The sequence below is a fragment of the Leifsonia sp. GW821-FHT13C09 genome, assembly GCF_058806435.1.
On the sequence record NZ_JBXAPS010000001.1, the window covers coordinates 1,422,273 to 1,437,612 of the forward strand.

The following is a 15,340-nucleotide window of genomic DNA, read 5'->3' on the forward strand; positions in this document are numbered from 1 at the left end:
AGGCCGGCCTCCCGGGGTGTCGCTGGGATCTACTCCGAGAACGCCGACGGCGACTCGACCTTGATCGAACCGTCGATGATGCCGGCCTTGATCTTGTCGAGCTCGCCCTGCAGGCCGGAGTCGACCTTCGAGGCGAAGTCGTGGAACGGGGCGATGCCGACGCCGTTGTTCTTCAGCGTGCCGACGTACTGCGAGTTGTCGAACTTGTTGCCGGAGGCGGCCTGCTGCACGATCGTCGAGACGGTCGGCTTGATGTTCTTCATGATCGAGGTGAGGAACAGGCTGTTGTAGCCGTTCTGGTCGGTCAGGAAGACGTCGGCGTCGTTACCGATCAGGGCGACGTTCTTGCCGCCGTCCTTGATCGCCGAGGCGGCGCCCTGGTAGATCGGGCCGCCGATGGGGGCGAGCACGTCGGCGTTCTGGCCGAGCATGGTCTGCGCGATCGTCTTGGACGTGTTCAGGTCGACGAAGCTGTTGACGAACTGGCCGTCCTGCGACGCGACGTCCCAGCCGATGACCTTCTTGGTGGCGCCCTTCTGCTGGTTGTAGTACTTCACGCCGTCCGAGATGCCGTCCATGAAGATGGTGACCGACGGCAGCTTCTGGCCGCCGTAGGTGCCGATCACACCGGTCTTCGAGTAGCTCGCCGAGGCGTAGCCGGCCAGGAAGCCGGCCTCGTCGGTGTTGAACACCACGGGCTTCACGTTGGCGGCCTTGATGCTGTTGTCGTCGACCATCACGAAGTTGACCTTCGGGTTCTCCGCGGAGGCCTGCTTGACGGGGGCGACGAGGTTGAAGCCGGAGGCGACGATGATGTTGCAGCCCTGCTGGATCAGGCTCTTGATGTTCGGCAGGTAGTCGTTGGCGCTCTTCGACTGGACCTGCTTGTAGCTGCTGCCGATCTTCTGAGCGGCCTCCTGGACGCCCTCCAGACCGAGCTGGTTGAACGAGCGGTCGTTGAAGCCGCCCTGGTCGGACACGATGCAGGGCAGGTACTTCGAGTTCGCGGCGGTGCTGGTCGAACTGGGCGCCGAACCGCAGGCTGCGAGCAGTGCGACGACGCCGGCGGCGACAAGGCCGGTGAGGGCGGCCTTACGGGCTGTGATTGTCAAGGTTTTGTCCTCCAAGATGCAGTGCCCGCTCGGGTGCGCGCGGGCAAGGATACGCAGTGCACGTTACCGAATATGACGAACCGCACTGTGGTCGAATTCGGCTTCTTCATGCAAGCGTTACAAATGCGCGCCTGTTTGGCACCTGCTCATTTGAGCAAGAGATCTCGTCGGTCCCGCTACATCCACCCGCGCTTCTTGAACACCGTGTACAGCAGCGTGCTCAACCCCAGCATCGCGAGGATCGCCAGCGGGTACCCGAGCGGCCATGCCAGTTCCGGCATGTTCTCGAAGTTCATCCCGTAGACGCCCGCGATCAGCGTCGGCGCGAACAGGATCGCCGCCCACGAGGAGATCTTCTTGACCTCCTCGCCCTGCCGGTGCGAGGAGTGCGCCAGACGCGTCAGCTCCTCGTTCTGGCGTTCGGCGACGAGCGTCGAGTTCACCGTCAGGATGTCGCGCAGCAGGTAGCGGAAGCCGTCCACGCGCTCATTCACCTGCGTGAGGTGGTCGGCCACGTCGCGCAGGCGCCGCTCCAGCTCCTCGGCGACGCCGTACTTCGCCGAGCCGCGCTCCAGGGCGACCATGACCGACGACAGCGGGTGCGTAGCGCGCTGGAAGTCGATGACCTCCCGCGACAGCTCGTAGATGCGCCGTGAGACCAAGACGTCGCCACCGAAGACCTGCGTCTCGATCTCGTCGATGTCGTTGGCCAGCCCCGCGACGACCGGGCCGTACGCGTCCACGACGGCGTCGATGATCGCGTAGAGGATGGCCTGCGGGCCGAGCGCGAGGAGGTCGCGCTCCCGCTCCATCCTGTGTCGCACGGTGGACAGGTCCGGCGACTCGCTGTGCCGCACCGTGATGACGAAGTTCGGCCCGACGAAGAGGTGCAGCTCGCCGAAGTCGACCTCCTCGGGCACGTCCAGGTAGTTGGCCGCCTTCAGCACGACGAACAGCACGGAGTCGTAGCGCTCCAGCTTGGGCCGCTGGTGGGCGACGATCGCATCCTCGATGGCCAGCGGGTGGAGGCTGAACTCCGCCGCGAGCGACATCAGCTCCTGCTCGGTCGGCCGGTAGAGCCCGATCCAGGCGACGCCGCCGGGGGTGTCGTCCAGCGCACTGTAGGTCTCGGCCAGGGTGCGCGGCGACGCGACCCGCACGCCGTCGGCGTAGATCGCGCTGTCCACCATGCTGGAGCGCGCGGCGCGCTGCGGCTCGGTCAGGGCGGGCTCAGGCGAACTGGGAGGATCGACCCGCCGGGCACGGGACACGAAGGGCATCGGAATGCCGCGTCGGTTCAGGTTCGCCAAGGTTCACCTCCTGGTGCGCGGAAACGTGAGGTGGCCCGTGCAACGCCCGGCGAACCGCGCGGCAGCGCCACCTAACTGTACGCGCGGAGTGTGCCGGTGCGCTGGGCCCCGCCGCGGCGGACGTCCGTGCAAGCGTCGAGGATGACCTGCTCGTAGTGCCCGACGAGCTCGGAGCACAGCACGTCCCACCCGCGGCCGAGCACGCGCCGGCGTCCGGCCTCCCCCATCCGCAGGCGCAGCGGCGCGTCGGCGGCGAGCATGGCGACGGCGGCCCGCAGCCCGCGGTCGTCGGCCGGAGGGAAGAGGAGCCCGTCGACGCCGTGCTCCACGAGGTCGATGGGGCCGCCGGCGCGCGGCGCGATCACCGGCAGACCGGAGGCGTGCGCCTCCTGGACGGTCTGCCCGAAGGTCTCCTCGGAGCCGGTGTGCGCGAACACGTCGAAGGCCGCATAGGCGGCGGCCAGGTCGGCTCCGCCGAGGCGGCCGAGCCAGGTGGTCGGCACGCCGTGCAGCTGCCGCTCGACGGCCTCCCGCGATGGCCCGTCCCCGACGATCGCGACCGAGACCCCCGGCAGACCGCGGAGCACGCGCAACCGCTCGACCTGCTTCTCCGGCGCGATCCGGCCGACGTAGCCGACGACGATCTCGCCGTCCGGCGACAGGCGCTCCCGCAGCGCGACCGCCCCGGCGGTGCGGCGGTTGTTCGGGTGATACCGCTCCAGGTCCACGCCACGCCCCCAGCGGGCGAGGCGGCGGACCCCGGCCTCCCGGAGGTCGTACTCGCTGGCCGACGACGGCACCAGCGTGAGGTCGGCGCCCTCGTGCACCCAGCGCACGTACTTCCAGGCGATGGCGGCGGTCATCCCGAGCCCGTTGCGGCGGGCGAACCCGGCGACGTCGGTCTGATAGATGGCGACCGAGGGCACGCCGACCCGATTGGCGGCGGCGATGGCCTGCGCGCCCAAGAAGAAGGGGGAGGCCGCATGCAGCACGTCCGGCTCGAACTTCGCGAGGATCCGCTGCACCTGCGGGCTGGGCAGCCCCACCGGGAACTGCCGGTACGCGATGGAGGGCACCTGGTGGATGCGATAGCCGGCGTACTCGTCCGGCGCCCCGGCCTCCGGGCAGATGACGATCGCTTCGTGGCCCTCCGCGGCCAGATGATCGAGCACCCGCAGGACGCTGGTGGTCACCCCGTTCACTGTGGGGAGGAAGCTTTCGCTGACGACGGCGACCCGCATGACCACAGTGTCTGCTCCGGGAATGTCCCGCCTGTGAACGGAAGGTGTCCAGAACCGCTCGATATCCTTTCGGCATGACTTCTCCTGGCGCGCTCGACCGGTTCTACAGCATCATCCCGGCGGGCGGGATCGGCTCCCGGCTGTGGCCGCTGTCGCGGGCCGACGCGCCGAAGTTCCTCCACGACCTCACCGGGTCGGGGCAGACGCTGCTGCGCGACACCTGGGACCGGCTGGCGCCGATCGCGGGCGAGCAGCGGATCATGGTCGTCACCGGCCGCGCGCACCGCGCCGCCGTGGAGGCGCAGCTTCCGGCGCTGGCCGACGCCAACGTCGTGCTCGAGTCCGAGCCGCGGGACTCCACCGCCGCGATCGGCCTGGCCGCCGCCATCCTGGAACGCCGCGAGCCGGGGGTGATCGTCGGGTCGTTCGCCGCCGACCACGTCATCCGCAACACGCGGCTGTTCGCCTCCACCGTGCGGGAGGCCGTCGCCGCCGCCGACGCCGGCTACATCACCACCATCGGAATCAAACCGACCGAGCCCGCCGTCGGGTTCGGCTACATCCGCTGCGGAGGCGGCCTGACCGTCACCGGCGCCCCGAATGTGCTGGCGGTCGAGTCGTTCGTCGAGAAGCCGGACCTGCCGACGGCCGAGGCCTACCTCGCCAGCGACTCCTACCTGTGGAACGCCGGCATGTTCATCGCGCGCGCCGATCGGCTCCTGGAGGAGATCGGCCGCTCCAAGCCCACCCTCCTCGCCGGGCTGCTCGAGCTCGCGGAGGCCTGGGACGACCCGGCCACCCGCGGACCGGCCGTCGACCGGATCTGGCCGAACCTGGAGAAGATCGCGATCGACTACTCGGTCGCCGAGCCCGCGGCCGCCGCAGGGAGGCTCGCGGTCATCCCGGGCTACTTCGACTGGGACGACGTGGGCGACTTCGCCTCGCTCTCCAAGCTGAACTCCGGCGGCCGGACCACCGACCTCGCCATCCTCGGTGAGAACGCCCGGGTGCTCGCCGACGCCTCCAGCGGGATCGTCGTCAGCCAGACCAAGCGGGTCATCAGCCTGATCGGCGTGAAGGACATCGTGATCGTCGACACGCCCGACGCGCTGCTCGTCACGACGACGGACAACGCCCAGCGGGTGAAGTCGGTGGTGGACGCGCTGAAGGTCACCGGCTCGACCGACGTGCTCTGAGCGGCGCCCGCAGCTCGGTCCCGCAACCGGCCGCACCCCTCCCATTTATCTCGACGTCGAGATAACCAAGGCCACCCTAAGCAGCGCGGACGCCCCCCGCGGCATAGACTTGCCACGCGCTTCGTGCGCCTACTTTCAGCGATCGCAACCAGGGAGGGTTGTTCGTGCCAGAGCAAGCGGCAGGGACCCTGCAACCGACGAAGTCGAGGCCGGGCGGCACGCTGTACCGCGGCCGTGAGGGCATGTGGTCGTGGGTGCTTCACCGCATCACCGGCGTCGCCATCTTCTTCTTCCTTCTCGTCCACATCCTCGACACCTCGCTCGTCCGGGTCAGCCCCGAGGCGTACAACGCGGTGATCGGCACCTACAAGAACCCGATCATGGGATTCGGGGAGATGGCGCTCGTCGCGGCGATCATCTTCCACGCCTTCAACGGCATCCGGATCATCCTGATCGACTTCTGGAGCAAGGGCGTCAAGTACCAGAAGGTCATGTTCTGGATCGTCATCGCCCTCTGGGTGATCCTCATGGCCGGCTTCGTCCCGACCCAGCTCATCCACATCTTCTCGGAGGTGAACTGACGTGACGACCATCGAAGCGCCGCGCACGCCGGCCCGCCCGGCCCGCAAGGGCGTCAACTGGGAGAAGTGGGGCTGGATCTACATGCGGGCCTCCGGCCTCGTGCTGGTGATCCTGATCTTCGGCCACCTGCTGATCAACCTCGTGCTCGGCGCGGGCGTCAAGCAGATCGACTTCGCCTTCGTCGCGGGCAAGTACGCCACGCCGTTCTGGCAGGTCTGGGACCTCCTCATGCTGTGGCTCGCGCTCATCCACGGCGGCAACGGCATGCGCACCCTGATCAACGACTACGCGCACAACGTGCTGGTCAACCGCATCCTCAAGTGGGCGGTCCTCGCGGCGGTCGTCGTCCTGATCGTGCTCGGCACGCTCGTGATCTTCACCTTCGACCCGTGCCCGGCAGGCGCCCACGCGGCCGACCTGCCTTCGTTCTGCCCGGCCAAGTGACTGATTGACGGAAAACAAACGCTGTGACAACTGAAACCACCGAATCCACCGTCATCGACGGCGTCCACTACCACGAGTTCGACATCGTCATCGTCGGCGCCGGCGGCGCCGGCATGCGCGCGGCCATCGAGGCAGGCCCGCACGCCAAGACCGCGGTGATCTCGAAGCTCTACCCCACCCGCTCCCACACCGGCGCGGCGCAGGGCGGCATGGCCGCGGCGCTCGCCAACGTGGAGGAGGACAGCTGGGAGTGGCACACCTTCGACACCGTCAAGGGCGGCGACTACCTGGTCGACCAGGACGCGGCGGAGATCCTCGCCAAGGAGGCCATCGACGCGGTCATCGACCTCGAGAACATGGGCCTGCCTTTCAACCGCACGCCCGAGGGCAAGATCGACCAGCGCCGCTTCGGCGGCCACACCCGCGACCACGGCAAGGCGCCGGTCCGCCGGGCCTGCTACGCGGCCGACCGCACCGGCCACATGATCCTGCAGACGCTGTTCCAGAACTGCGTCAAGCTCGGCATCAACTTCTTCAACGAGTTCTACGTCCTCGACGTGATCATGAACGAGGTCGACGGAGTCGAGCAGCCCGCTGGTGTCGTCGCCTACGAGCTGGCCACCGGCGAGCTGCACGTCTTCCACTCGAAGGCGATCGTGTTCGCCACCGGCGGGTTCGGCAAAATCTACAAGACGACCTCCAACGCGCACACCCTCACCGGTGACGGCGTCGGCATCATCTGGCGCAAGAAGCTGCCGCTGGAGGACATGGAGTTCTTCCAGTTCCACCCGACCGGCCTCGCCGGCCTCGGCATCCTCCTCACCGAGGGCGCCCGCGGCGAGGGTGCGATCCTCCGCAACGCCTCCGGCGAGCGGTTCATGGAGCGCTACGCCCCCACGATCAAGGACCTCGCGCCGCGCGACATCGTCGCCCGCTGCATGGTCCAGGAGGTCGCGGAGGGTCGCGGCGCCGGCCCGCACAAGGACTACGTGCTCCTCGACTGCACCCACCTGGGCGCGGAGGTCCTGGAGACCAAGCTCCCCGACATCACCGAGTTCGCCCGCACCTACCTGGGCGTCGACCCGGTCGTCGAGCCGGTGCCGGTCATGCCGACCGCGCACTACGCGATGGGCGGCATCCCGACCAACAACAACGCCGAGGTGCTGCGCGACAACACCACCGTCGTCCCCGGCCTCTACGCCGCCGGCGAGTGCGCGTGCGTGTCCGTGCACGGTTCGAACCGCCTCGGCACCAACTCGCTGCTCGACATCAACGTCTTCGGCAAGCGCGCGGGCAACAACGCTGTCGAGTACGTCAAGACCGCCACGGCCGTCCCGCTGCCGGCCGACCCCGCCAAGGCCGTCCGCGAGATGATCGAGGGCCTCCGCAGCGGAACGGGCACCGAGCGCATCGCCGCCATCCGCAAGGAGCTGCAGGACGAGATGGACCGGAACGCCCAGGTGTTCCGCACCGACGAGTCCCTGGAGAAGGTCACCGGCACCATCCACCGCCTGCGCGAGCGCTACAAGAACATCGTCGTGCAGGACAAGGGCAAGCGCTTCAACACCGACCTGCTGGAGGCCGTGGAGCTGGGCTTCCTGCTCGACCTGGCCGAGGTCGTCGTCTTCTCGGCCCGCAACCGCAAGGAGTCCCGCGGCGGCCACATGCGCGACGACTACCCGAAGCGCGACGACGAGAACTACATGAAGCACACGATGGCCTACCTCACCGGCGACCCGCACTCCGCCGACGCGGCAGACCACATCACGCTCGACTGGAAGCCGGTCGTCGTGACCCGCTACCAGCCGATGGAGAGGAAGTACTGATGTCCACCGCCGTACTCGAGACTCCCCCGGCCCCGGAGGCCCCGGTCCAGTCGTTCACCGTGACGCTCATCATCCGCCGGTTCGACCCGGACGTGGACACCGAGCCGCGCTGGCAGGACTTCGACGTCGAGATGTTCCCGACCGACCGCATCCTGGACGCGCTGCACAAGATCAAGTGGGAGCAGGACGGCTCGCTGACCTTCCGCCGCTCGTGCGCCCATGGCATCTGCGGCTCGGACGCGATGCGCATCAACGGCCGCAACCGCCTTGCCTGCAAGACGCTGATCAAGGACCTGGACATCTCCAAGCCGATCTACGTCGAGGCGATCAAGGGCCTGCCGCTGGAGAAGGACCTCATCGTCGACATGGAGCCGTTCTTCGCCAGCTACCGCGAGGTCCAGCCGTTCCTGGTCGCGAACACCACCCCGGAGAAGGGCAAGGAGCGCATCCAGTCGGTCGCCGACCGCGCCCGCTTCGACGACACCACCAAGTGCATCCTCTGCGCGGCGTGCACGTCGTCCTGCCCGGTGTTCTGGACCGACGGCCAGTACTTCGGCCCGGCCGCGATCGTCAACGCGCACCGCTTCATCTTCGACTCCCGCGACGACAACTCGCAGGTGCGCCTCGACATCCTCAACGACAAGGAGGGCGTTTGGCGCTGCCGCACGACCTTCAACTGCACCGACGCCTGCCCCCGCGGCATCCAGGTCACGCAGGCCATCGCGGAGGTCAAGCAGGCCATCATGCGCGGCAAGGCGTGACGCCGGCCACGACGGCCTGAGCACACCACTCGAACGACGAAGGCGCCCCCGGGAGACCGGGGGCGCCTTCGTCGCTCGAGTGGTGTCAGGGTGCACGTCAGCACTGGGCGCGCCAGCCTGAACGAGCGGAAGCGCCCCCGAAAGATCGGGGGCGCTTCGCGAGTAGTGGTTGCTGCGAGGCCGCCGCGCCGCCTGAGGGCAGGCCTCAGTTGTAGAGAAGGCCGTCCCACGAGTAGGCCGTAGCGACGGGAATCGGCACGTCGGGGCCCAGATTCGGGGCCCACCACACGAGCTGGAAGTATCCGAAATGCCGGGCCAGGTCCCACTGAGTGACGTCGAAGGAGAAGGTGTCCCCAACGATCGTCACCGCTCTCTCGCCCCCGACGACGTCCCAGCCCTTGATCGAGGTATAGGCGACGAGCTGGATGCCCGGCGGCAGCTGCGTTCCTTCGGGCACCACGATCTTTCCGGTGAGCGTGGTGGTCCCTCCGGGTAGCGTTCTGAAGACATACTCGTCGTACACGAGCGTCGGCGTCCCAACGGGGAGCTGGGAGGGGAACTCCTTCTCCAGCGCGGCTTCCGCCGGCGCCCAATTGGCGTGATTGGCGGCCGAGACCGTCAGCCTGCCGGACATGGCTCCGGTGGGCGTTCCTCTCACGAGGAGCTCGAAGCTTCGTCGGTCCTCGCTCAGGACGGGCTGGACCAGCACGTCGAAGCCGGCGGTGACCTGCGCGGTGAGGACGATGTCCGCGGGGACGTCCGCCGTGTTCGGAATCGGAGTGAGGGTTCCGCTGATGCGCAACACGTACGCGCTGGAGGTCTCCAACGTGTACGTGCTCTTGCCGAAGCCGATGACGCCGCTCGAGGTGCCGGGCGAGGCGGCGCGGGCCGGGGAGGCGGCGGCGAGGGCGATGGCCGGGGCGGCCCAAGCGGCGGTCTTGGCGACCGTGCGTCGGGAGACGAGGCGTGGCGCGTCGGAGTCGGGTGTGTCGTTCACGAGGAGGAGCCTTTCTTGGCAGTGTTGAAATGTCTGACGCCAATGTTACTCGCTAAGTCTGAGCAATTGCACATCGAGGCTCGATCGGGTGGTGAATTCTCAGCCGCGAACATCACGGCCGGCCGGGGAAGCGCCCCGGCCGGCCGTGTACTCAGGCGTACCGGTAATGCACGACGAAGCCGAGCTTCTTGCCGTCGACCTGATGGATGATCTCGGCGGTACCCACCGAGCCATGCGGGAGTGTCCCGGGGAGGAACGCGTAGACCGTGTCGTGTGTCTGGATCGCCACCGTGCCGTTGTGGCTCGGCCAGCACCCGGTCACATCCGGCTTCCGCCCCTGGCTGGTGATGGTTCCCGGGCCGCTGACGCTCACGGAGCCGATCCGGGTGCCGATACCGTGGGCATCGGCCTGCGCCGCGCCGTTCGCCCGCAGGCCGGCGACCCTGCTGACGGTGCTGATCGTGTGGGTGCTCGTGTCGAACTGGCTCGTCTGGGTGGGCTTGAGGAAGGGTGTGTTGCCCAGGTTGTCGAGGAAGGGGTCGCCGACAGCGTGGCAGAACCGGAGGTCGAGCCAGCGGGCCCCCGTTCCGAGCATGGCGGAGGTCACGTCGACGACGGGAGTCGCGTGTCGGAACCACGCGATCGAGGCGTCGCTCCCGACCTTCGCCCGCTGCCAGTGGTTCGCGATCGGCGTCAGGGTGGGCGTCTTGGCGTTGGCGTAGCCGGACACCAGGTAGGCGGATGCCTCGCCGTACAGGGGATAGTTCGGGCTGCCGACCACGAGGGTCGCCACGGCGGGCGTCGCCGGGGCCCGGACGACCAGGGTGAAGACGTTGCCTTGGATGTCCGGGGACCCGACGACCGCGAATCCGGCCTCGCCGATCGAAACAGCGAGCTGGTAGTCGGACGGGACGGTTGTTCCCGGCGCCGGGACGAGCGTTCCGCTGATCATCACCGTGCCGGAGGTCACCACTTCGTACAGCGGAGCGCCGAGCACGATGGTCCCGGCACGCCCGGCCGGGGAGGCGGCATAGGCCGGACACCCTGCCGCGAAAGCGACGGCCGGGGCGGCCCACGCAGCCGTCTTGGCGAGCGTGCGCCTACTTACGCGGGGCGTTGCGGGGGGGGGGGGGGGGGGTAATGCCGTTCACTGCGTCAGAAGCCTTTCGAGGACTTTGTGAAATGTACAACGCACAATCTAGCACCTGGCACGGAGAAGTGTCCATGCGCGGTTCATCCCGCAACGACGACCGCCGACTCGCTATCCTTGCGGCGTGGCCAGGAAGTCGCGACGCGGGGAGGGCACGGTGTCGGCGCAGCCCGATCCGGCGCTGCAGCGCGCCGAGGGCACGGTCGAACCGGAGGAGACGCTGAAGGAGCGCATCCTCGATGCCACCGAGCCGCTGAAGGAGCGGCTTGAGAAGCCGGTAGCGCGGGTGTCCCGATGGGCGAAGTGGGTGCAGTCGCTGCGGCCGTACCGGGTCTACATCAACTTCTCGCACTCCGACGGCAACCTGCGGGCGGCCGGGATGGGGTTCCAGTCGCTCTTCGCCGTGTTCGCGGCGGTCTGGCTCGGCTTCTCGGTCGCCGGGGTCTGGCTGAGCGGCAACAACGACGTCTACGAATCGCTGGTGGAGATCATCAACCGGGCGATCCCCGGACTCATCTCCACACCCACGACGACGGGGGTCATCAACTCCGAGCAGCTCGAGTCGGCCACGGCCTTCGGTTGGTCGGGCATCGTGGCGGCGATCGGCCTGCTCTGGACGGCGATCGGCTGGCTCTACTACACACGCCAGGCCGTGCGCGCGGTGTTCGGGCTCAGCCGGGACACCACCAACTACGTCCTGCAGAAGATCCGCGACCTGTTCCTGGCGCTCGCATTCGGGCTGGTGCTGGTGCTCTCGGCGCTCATCTCGATCATCAGCACGCAGGCCGTGACCTTCTTCCTCCATCTCGTCGGGCTCAGCACCGACACGTTCTGGACGGACGCGCTCACCCGGTTCTCCGGCCTGCTCATCTCGGTGGTCCTCAACATCTTCACGCTCGGCGCCATGTTCCGGGTGATGGCGCGGGTCGCGATCCCGTGGCGCAACCTGTTCTTCGGCGTCCTCCTCGGAGCGTGCGTGCTGGCCGGGCTGAGCGCGCTCGGCGGGCTGCTGCTGACGGGGGCGACGAAGAACCCGCTGCTGGCGACCTTCGCGGTGTTCGTCGGTCTGCTGATCTGGTTCAACCTGGTCTCGCGCGTCATCCTGCTGTCGGCCTCCTGGATCGCGGTCGGGATGTTCGACAGCGGGATCTCGCCGCGGATGATCACGCCGGAGCAGGCGGCGGCCGAGCGCGCAGCCGCCGAGTACGAGGCGCGCGTGCTGGTCGCGAAGGCCGAGCTGCAGAACGCGCGGGACGATCTGGCCGGGGCGAAGTTCCTGGCCCGGCTGAGCGCGCAGCGCCGGGTCGAGAAGGCCGAGCACCGGCTCAACGACCTGCTCGACGACAGCGGCGTCGGCGCCCGCCGGTAGGCTGGACGCATGCCCTCGAAACCCCTGCGCATCGCGACGGTCAACGTCAACGGCATCCGGGCCGCCTACCGTAAGGGCATGGGCGCCTGGCTCGACGGCAGGGACGTCGACATCCTCGCGCTGCAGGAGGTGCGCGCCTCCAGCGAAGACCTGCAGGGCCTCCTCGGCGACGAGTGGGACATCGTGCACGACCCCGCGACGGCCAAGGGCCGCGCTGGCGTCGCCATCGCCAGCCGGCATCCCCGCGCGGAGATCCACCGCGTCGAGCTCGGCGCGCCCGACTTCGACAGCGCGGGCCGCTGGCTGGAGGCCGACTACGAGGTCGGCGGCACCGTCGTCACGGTGGTCAGCGCCTACGTGCACTCCGGCGAGGCCGGCACCGAGAAGCAGGACGCGAAGTACGCCTTCCTCGACGCGATGGAGGCGCGCCTGCCCCAGCTCGTGAAGCACAGCGAGTACGCGGTCGTCCTGGGCGACCTCAACGTGGGCCACCGGAAGCTCGACATCCGCAACTGGAAGGGCAACGTCAAGAAGGCCGGCTTCCTCCCCGAGGAGCGCGCCTACTTCGACCGCTTCCTGGGCGCGGAGGACGACCCGCGCTACAACGACGGCGCCGGGCTCGGCTGGGTCGACGTCGGCCGCAAGGCCGCGGGCGAGGTCGACGGCCCCTACACCTGGTGGTCGTGGCGCGGGCAGGCGTTCGACAACGACACGGGCTGGCGGATCGACTACCAGCTCGCCTCCCCGGCGCTGGCTGCGACGGTGAAGAACTACGCGGTGGACCGTGCGGCCGCCTACGACGAGCGATGGTCGGATCACACCCCCGTGGTCGTCGACTACGCCCTCTAGCATCCGCACCCTCCCTACTTCGAAAGCAGTGACATGAGCACACTCCCCCGCCTGTACTCCGGCATGCAGCCGTCGGCGGACTCCCTCCACCTCGGGAACTACGTCGGCGCCCTCCTGCAGTGGAAAGAGCTGCAGAGCAGCCACGACGCCTTCTTCTCCGTGGTCGACCTGCACGCGATCACCGTCGCGCAGGACCCGGCGGAACTCCGCGAGAAGACCCGGCGCACGGCCGCGCAGTACATCGCCGCGGGCATCGACCCGTCGGCCTCCACCCTCTACGTGCAGTCGCACGTGCCCGCGCACGCGCAGCTCGCCTGGCTGCTGAACACGATCACCGGGTTCGGCGAGGCCTCGCGGATGACGCAGTTCAAGGACAAGGCCGCCAAGCAGGGCGCGGACGCGACCTCGGTCGGGTTGTTCGCCTACCCGGTGCTGATGGCCGCCGACATCCTGCTGTTCGACGCCGAGGTCGTGCCGGTCGGCGACGACCAGCGCCAGCACGTCGAGCTGACGCGCGACCTGGCGGAGCGGTTCAACAGCCGGTTCGGCGAGACGTTCGTCGTGCCGCAGGCGATGATCCTCAAGGACGGCGCGCGCATCTACGACCTGCAGAACCCGGAGTCGAAGATGTCCAAGTCCGCCGAGTCGGGCGCCGGGATCGTCTGGATGCTGGACGAGCCGGACGTGACGCGCAAGAAGATCATGCGCGCCGTGACGGACACCGACGGCGTCGTGTCGTTCGACCGCGCAGGCAAGCCGGGCATCTCCAACCTGCTCAGCATCTACTCCGCCCTCACCGGCCGCGCGGTGGCCGACATCGAGCTGGAGTACGACGGCAAGGGCTACGGCGACTTCAAGAAGGGTCTCGTCGAGGTCGTCGTGGAGACGTTCGGCCCGATCCGCGAGCGCGCGCTCGAGCTGCTCTCCGACCCGGCCGAGCTCGACCGCATCCTCGCGGGCAACGCGGCGCGGGCCAGCGAGGTCGCCGAGCGGACGCTGGCGAAGGCCTTCAACGCGATCGGCCTGCTGCGACGGGCGCACTGAAAGCGCTGGGCGCACTGAAAGGCGACGGGCACACTGAAAGGCGACGGGCATACTGATGCGGCGGGCGCGCTGATGTCTCCGGCTCCGGTAGAGCTGGCGGGCGGCCCTGTCGTCCTGTCGGTGCCGGTGGAAGCCGACATCGACCGGATCGCTGAGTTCTGCCGCGATCCGGAGGTCGCCGCGTGGACCACGGTGCCGACGCCGTACGAGCGCGCCGACGCCGAGAGGTTCGTGACCGGAATCGTCCCGGACGGCTGGGCGAGCGGGCGGGAGTGCACCTGGGCGCTCCGCGACGCGACCACCCGTCTCCTGCACGGGATGATCGGGCTGCACCACCTCCACGACGGCGAGGGCGAGATCGGCTTCTGGCTGGCCGACGGCGCCCGCGGGCGCGGATGGATGTCCACCGCGGTCGGCCTGGTGCTCGACTACGGGTTCGACGTGTCCGCGGGGCTGGGCTTGCAGCGCATCGTGTGGCACGCGTTCGCGGGCAACGTCGCGAGCGCCGCCGTCGCCCGCCGCGCCGGCTTCCAGTGGGAGGGCGTCGCCCGGCTCGGCGCTCCGCACCGGGGCGTCCGGCGCGACGACTGGCAGGCCGCCCTCCTGCCCGGCGACCCGCGGCGGCCGGCGGACGGCTGGCCCGCGTTCACCCTGGCGGAGCCGACGCGATGATCGGCCCGCGCGTCGTCCTCTTCGACCTCGACGACACGCTGTTCGCGCACCGCGCCGCGGTGTCGGCGGGCATCCAGCGTTACGCAGGCCGGCTCGGCGAGCCCTACGGGACGATGGAGGCCGTCGATCTGACCGCGCTCTGGCACGACCTGGAGGAGGAGCACTACCACTCCTACCTCGCGGGCCGGCTCGACTTCGAGGGGCAGCGCCAGGCCCGCGCCCGCGACTTCGCCGCCCGGCACGGCGTCCAGCTGACCGACGCCGAGGCGAGCGCCTGGTTCGCGGACTACTTCGAGCACTACGTTGCCGCCTGGTCCCTGCACGACGACGCGCTGCCCTGCCTGGACGCGCTTGAGGCGGCGTTCCCGGGGGTGCGCTTCGGCCTGATCACCAACGGGGACCTGGCGTTCCAGCGCCGCAAGGTGGAGGCCGTCGGGCTCGACACCCGCATGGAGCACCTGATCGCCTCCGGCGAGGTCGGCGTCGCGAAACCGGACCGGCGCATCTTCGAGGAGGCATGCTCGGTGTTCGGCGTGCGGCCGGCCGAGGCTGCCTACGTCGGCGACCGGCTCCGCACCGACGCGATCGGCGCGGCGCGGGCGGGGCTGACCGGCGTGTGGCTGAACCGGCGCGGGGATGTGCCCGCGGGCGACGACGCGGCCGAGGCTGCTGAGGTCGGCGTTATCGAACTCCGCGGCCTGGTCGGGCTGGTGGAGGCGCTCGCTCGCTGAGCCACCTGGCAGGACACGCCGTGCGCTGATACGCGCTGGCGGCGTGTCCTGCCAGG

General features: G+C 69.0%; 15 protein-coding genes. 10 read left to right on the forward strand and 5 right to left on the reverse strand.

The features are described 5' to 3' along the window. Positions 1-29: 29 nt before the first annotated feature. The 3 genes from AC1ROW_RS06915 to AC1ROW_RS06925 form a co-directional block, all read right to left on the reverse strand. Positions 30-1,112 (reverse strand): BMP family lipoprotein, encoded by a 1,083-nt coding sequence (locus tag AC1ROW_RS06915; protein ID WP_493018096.1) that lies wholly within the window; start codon positions 1,110-1,112, stop codon positions 30-32. Positions 1,113-1,288: 176 nt separating this feature from the next. Beyond that, positions 1,289-2,392 (reverse strand): magnesium and cobalt transport protein CorA, encoded by a 1,104-nt coding sequence (locus AC1ROW_RS06920; RefSeq protein WP_493018374.1) that lies wholly within the window; start codon positions 2,390-2,392, stop codon positions 1,289-1,291. Positions 2,393-2,493: 101 nt separating this feature from the next. After that, the gene (locus AC1ROW_RS06925; RefSeq protein WP_493018097.1) at positions 2,494-3,663 is read right to left on the reverse strand and encodes a glycosyltransferase family 4 protein; all 1,170 of its coding nucleotides are present in this window, start codon (positions 3,661-3,663) and stop codon (positions 2,494-2,496) included. A gap of 74 nt (positions 3,664-3,737) precedes the next feature. Here AC1ROW_RS06925 and AC1ROW_RS06930 point away from each other — a divergent pair, with 74 nt between their 5' ends. The 5 genes from AC1ROW_RS06930 to AC1ROW_RS06950 all read left to right on the forward strand — a co-directional run bounded on the left by AC1ROW_RS06930 (position 3,738) and on the right by AC1ROW_RS06950 (position 8,472). Continuing rightward, positions 3,738-4,859, forward strand: a complete 1,122-nt coding sequence (locus AC1ROW_RS06930) for a mannose-1-phosphate guanylyltransferase (RefSeq protein ID WP_493018098.1) — start codon at positions 3,738-3,740, stop codon at positions 4,857-4,859. Positions 4,860-5,023: 164 nt separating this feature from the next. Further along, the gene (gene sdhC, locus AC1ROW_RS06935) at positions 5,024-5,440 is read left to right on the forward strand and encodes a succinate dehydrogenase, cytochrome b556 subunit (protein ID WP_179607700.1); all 417 of its coding nucleotides are present in this window, start codon (positions 5,024-5,026) and stop codon (positions 5,438-5,440) included. Between the two features lies 1 nt (position 5,441). Next, positions 5,442-5,885, forward strand: a complete 444-nt coding sequence (locus AC1ROW_RS06940; protein ID WP_493018099.1) for a succinate dehydrogenase hydrophobic membrane anchor subunit — start codon at positions 5,442-5,444, stop codon at positions 5,883-5,885. 23 nt (positions 5,886-5,908) lie between these two features. Then, a complete protein-coding gene (sdhA, locus tag AC1ROW_RS06945) occupies positions 5,909-7,711 on the forward strand; it encodes a succinate dehydrogenase flavoprotein subunit (protein ID WP_493018100.1) in 1,803 nt (600 codons plus the stop codon). Further along, the gene (locus tag AC1ROW_RS06950) at positions 7,711-8,472 is read left to right on the forward strand and encodes a succinate dehydrogenase iron-sulfur subunit (protein ID WP_493018101.1); all 762 of its coding nucleotides are present in this window, start codon (positions 7,711-7,713) and stop codon (positions 8,470-8,472) included. Before sdhA ends, AC1ROW_RS06950 begins: the two co-directional genes overlap by 1 nt. Before the next feature lie 205 nt (positions 8,473-8,677). Here AC1ROW_RS06950 and AC1ROW_RS06955 read toward each other — a convergent pair whose 3' ends face one another. Both AC1ROW_RS06955 and AC1ROW_RS06960 read right to left on the reverse strand, forming a co-directional pair. Next, positions 8,678-9,469, reverse strand: a complete 792-nt coding sequence (locus AC1ROW_RS06955; protein ID WP_493018102.1) for a hypothetical protein — start codon at positions 9,467-9,469, stop codon at positions 8,678-8,680. A 151-nt stretch (positions 9,470-9,620) separates the two neighbouring features. After that, positions 9,621-10,466 carry a hypothetical protein gene (locus tag AC1ROW_RS06960; RefSeq protein WP_493018103.1) on the reverse strand — a complete coding sequence of 282 codons (846 nt, stop codon included), beginning with the start codon at positions 10,464-10,466 and terminating at the stop codon, positions 9,621-9,623. A gap of 277 nt (positions 10,467-10,743) precedes the next feature. Here AC1ROW_RS06960 and AC1ROW_RS06965 point away from each other — a divergent pair, with 277 nt between their 5' ends. From AC1ROW_RS06965 to AC1ROW_RS06985, 5 genes are all read left to right on the forward strand, one after another. Continuing rightward, entirely contained in the window at positions 10,744-11,988 is a 1,245-nt protein-coding gene (locus tag AC1ROW_RS06965) for a YihY/virulence factor BrkB family protein (protein ID WP_493018104.1), read from the forward strand. Between the two features lie 9 nt (positions 11,989-11,997). Beyond that, on the forward strand, positions 11,998-12,837 hold the full coding sequence (locus AC1ROW_RS06970) for an exodeoxyribonuclease III (protein WP_493018105.1): 840 nt from the start codon (positions 11,998-12,000) through the stop codon (positions 12,835-12,837). 33 nt (positions 12,838-12,870) lie between these two features. Next, a complete protein-coding gene (gene trpS / locus AC1ROW_RS06975; protein ID WP_493018106.1) occupies positions 12,871-13,881 on the forward strand; it encodes a tryptophan--tRNA ligase in 1,011 nt (336 codons plus the stop codon). Positions 13,882-13,953: 72 nt separating this feature from the next. Then, complete coding sequence (locus AC1ROW_RS06980) at positions 13,954-14,553, forward strand: GNAT family N-acetyltransferase (RefSeq protein ID WP_493018107.1); 600 nt, start codon at positions 13,954-13,956, stop codon at positions 14,551-14,553. Beyond that, on the forward strand, positions 14,550-15,284 hold the full coding sequence (locus AC1ROW_RS06985) for an HAD family hydrolase (protein WP_493018108.1): 735 nt from the start codon (positions 14,550-14,552) through the stop codon (positions 15,282-15,284). The genes AC1ROW_RS06980 and AC1ROW_RS06985 overlap by 4 nt, the downstream gene beginning before the upstream one ends. The last annotated feature ends 56 nt before the right edge of the window (positions 15,285-15,340 follow it).

Excerpts from the sequence above, each read along its gene's own strand:
- AC1ROW_RS06920 (WP_493018374.1), bottom strand. The coding sequence starts at position 2,392 with ATGCCCTTCGTGTCCCGTGCCCGGCGGGTCGATCCTCCCAGTTCGCCT.
- AC1ROW_RS06925 (WP_493018097.1), bottom strand. The coding sequence starts at position 3,663 with ATGCGGGTCGCCGTCGTCAGCGAAAGCTTCCTCCCCACAGTGAACGGG.
- AC1ROW_RS06930 (WP_493018098.1), top strand. The coding sequence starts at position 3,738 with ATGACTTCTCCTGGCGCGCTCGACCGGTTCTACAGCATCATCCCGGCG.
- AC1ROW_RS06950 (WP_493018101.1), top strand. The coding sequence starts at position 7,711 with ATGTCCACCGCCGTACTCGAGACTCCCCCGGCCCCGGAGGCCCCGGTC.
- AC1ROW_RS06970 (WP_493018105.1), top strand. The coding sequence starts at position 11,998 with ATGCCCTCGAAACCCCTGCGCATCGCGACGGTCAACGTCAACGGCATC.
- trpS (WP_493018106.1), top strand. The coding sequence starts at position 12,871 with ATGAGCACACTCCCCCGCCTGTACTCCGGCATGCAGCCGTCGGCGGAC.
- AC1ROW_RS06980 (WP_493018107.1), top strand. The coding sequence starts at position 13,954 with ATGTCTCCGGCTCCGGTAGAGCTGGCGGGCGGCCCTGTCGTCCTGTCG.
- AC1ROW_RS06985 (WP_493018108.1), top strand. The coding sequence starts at position 14,550 with ATGATCGGCCCGCGCGTCGTCCTCTTCGACCTCGACGACACGCTGTTC.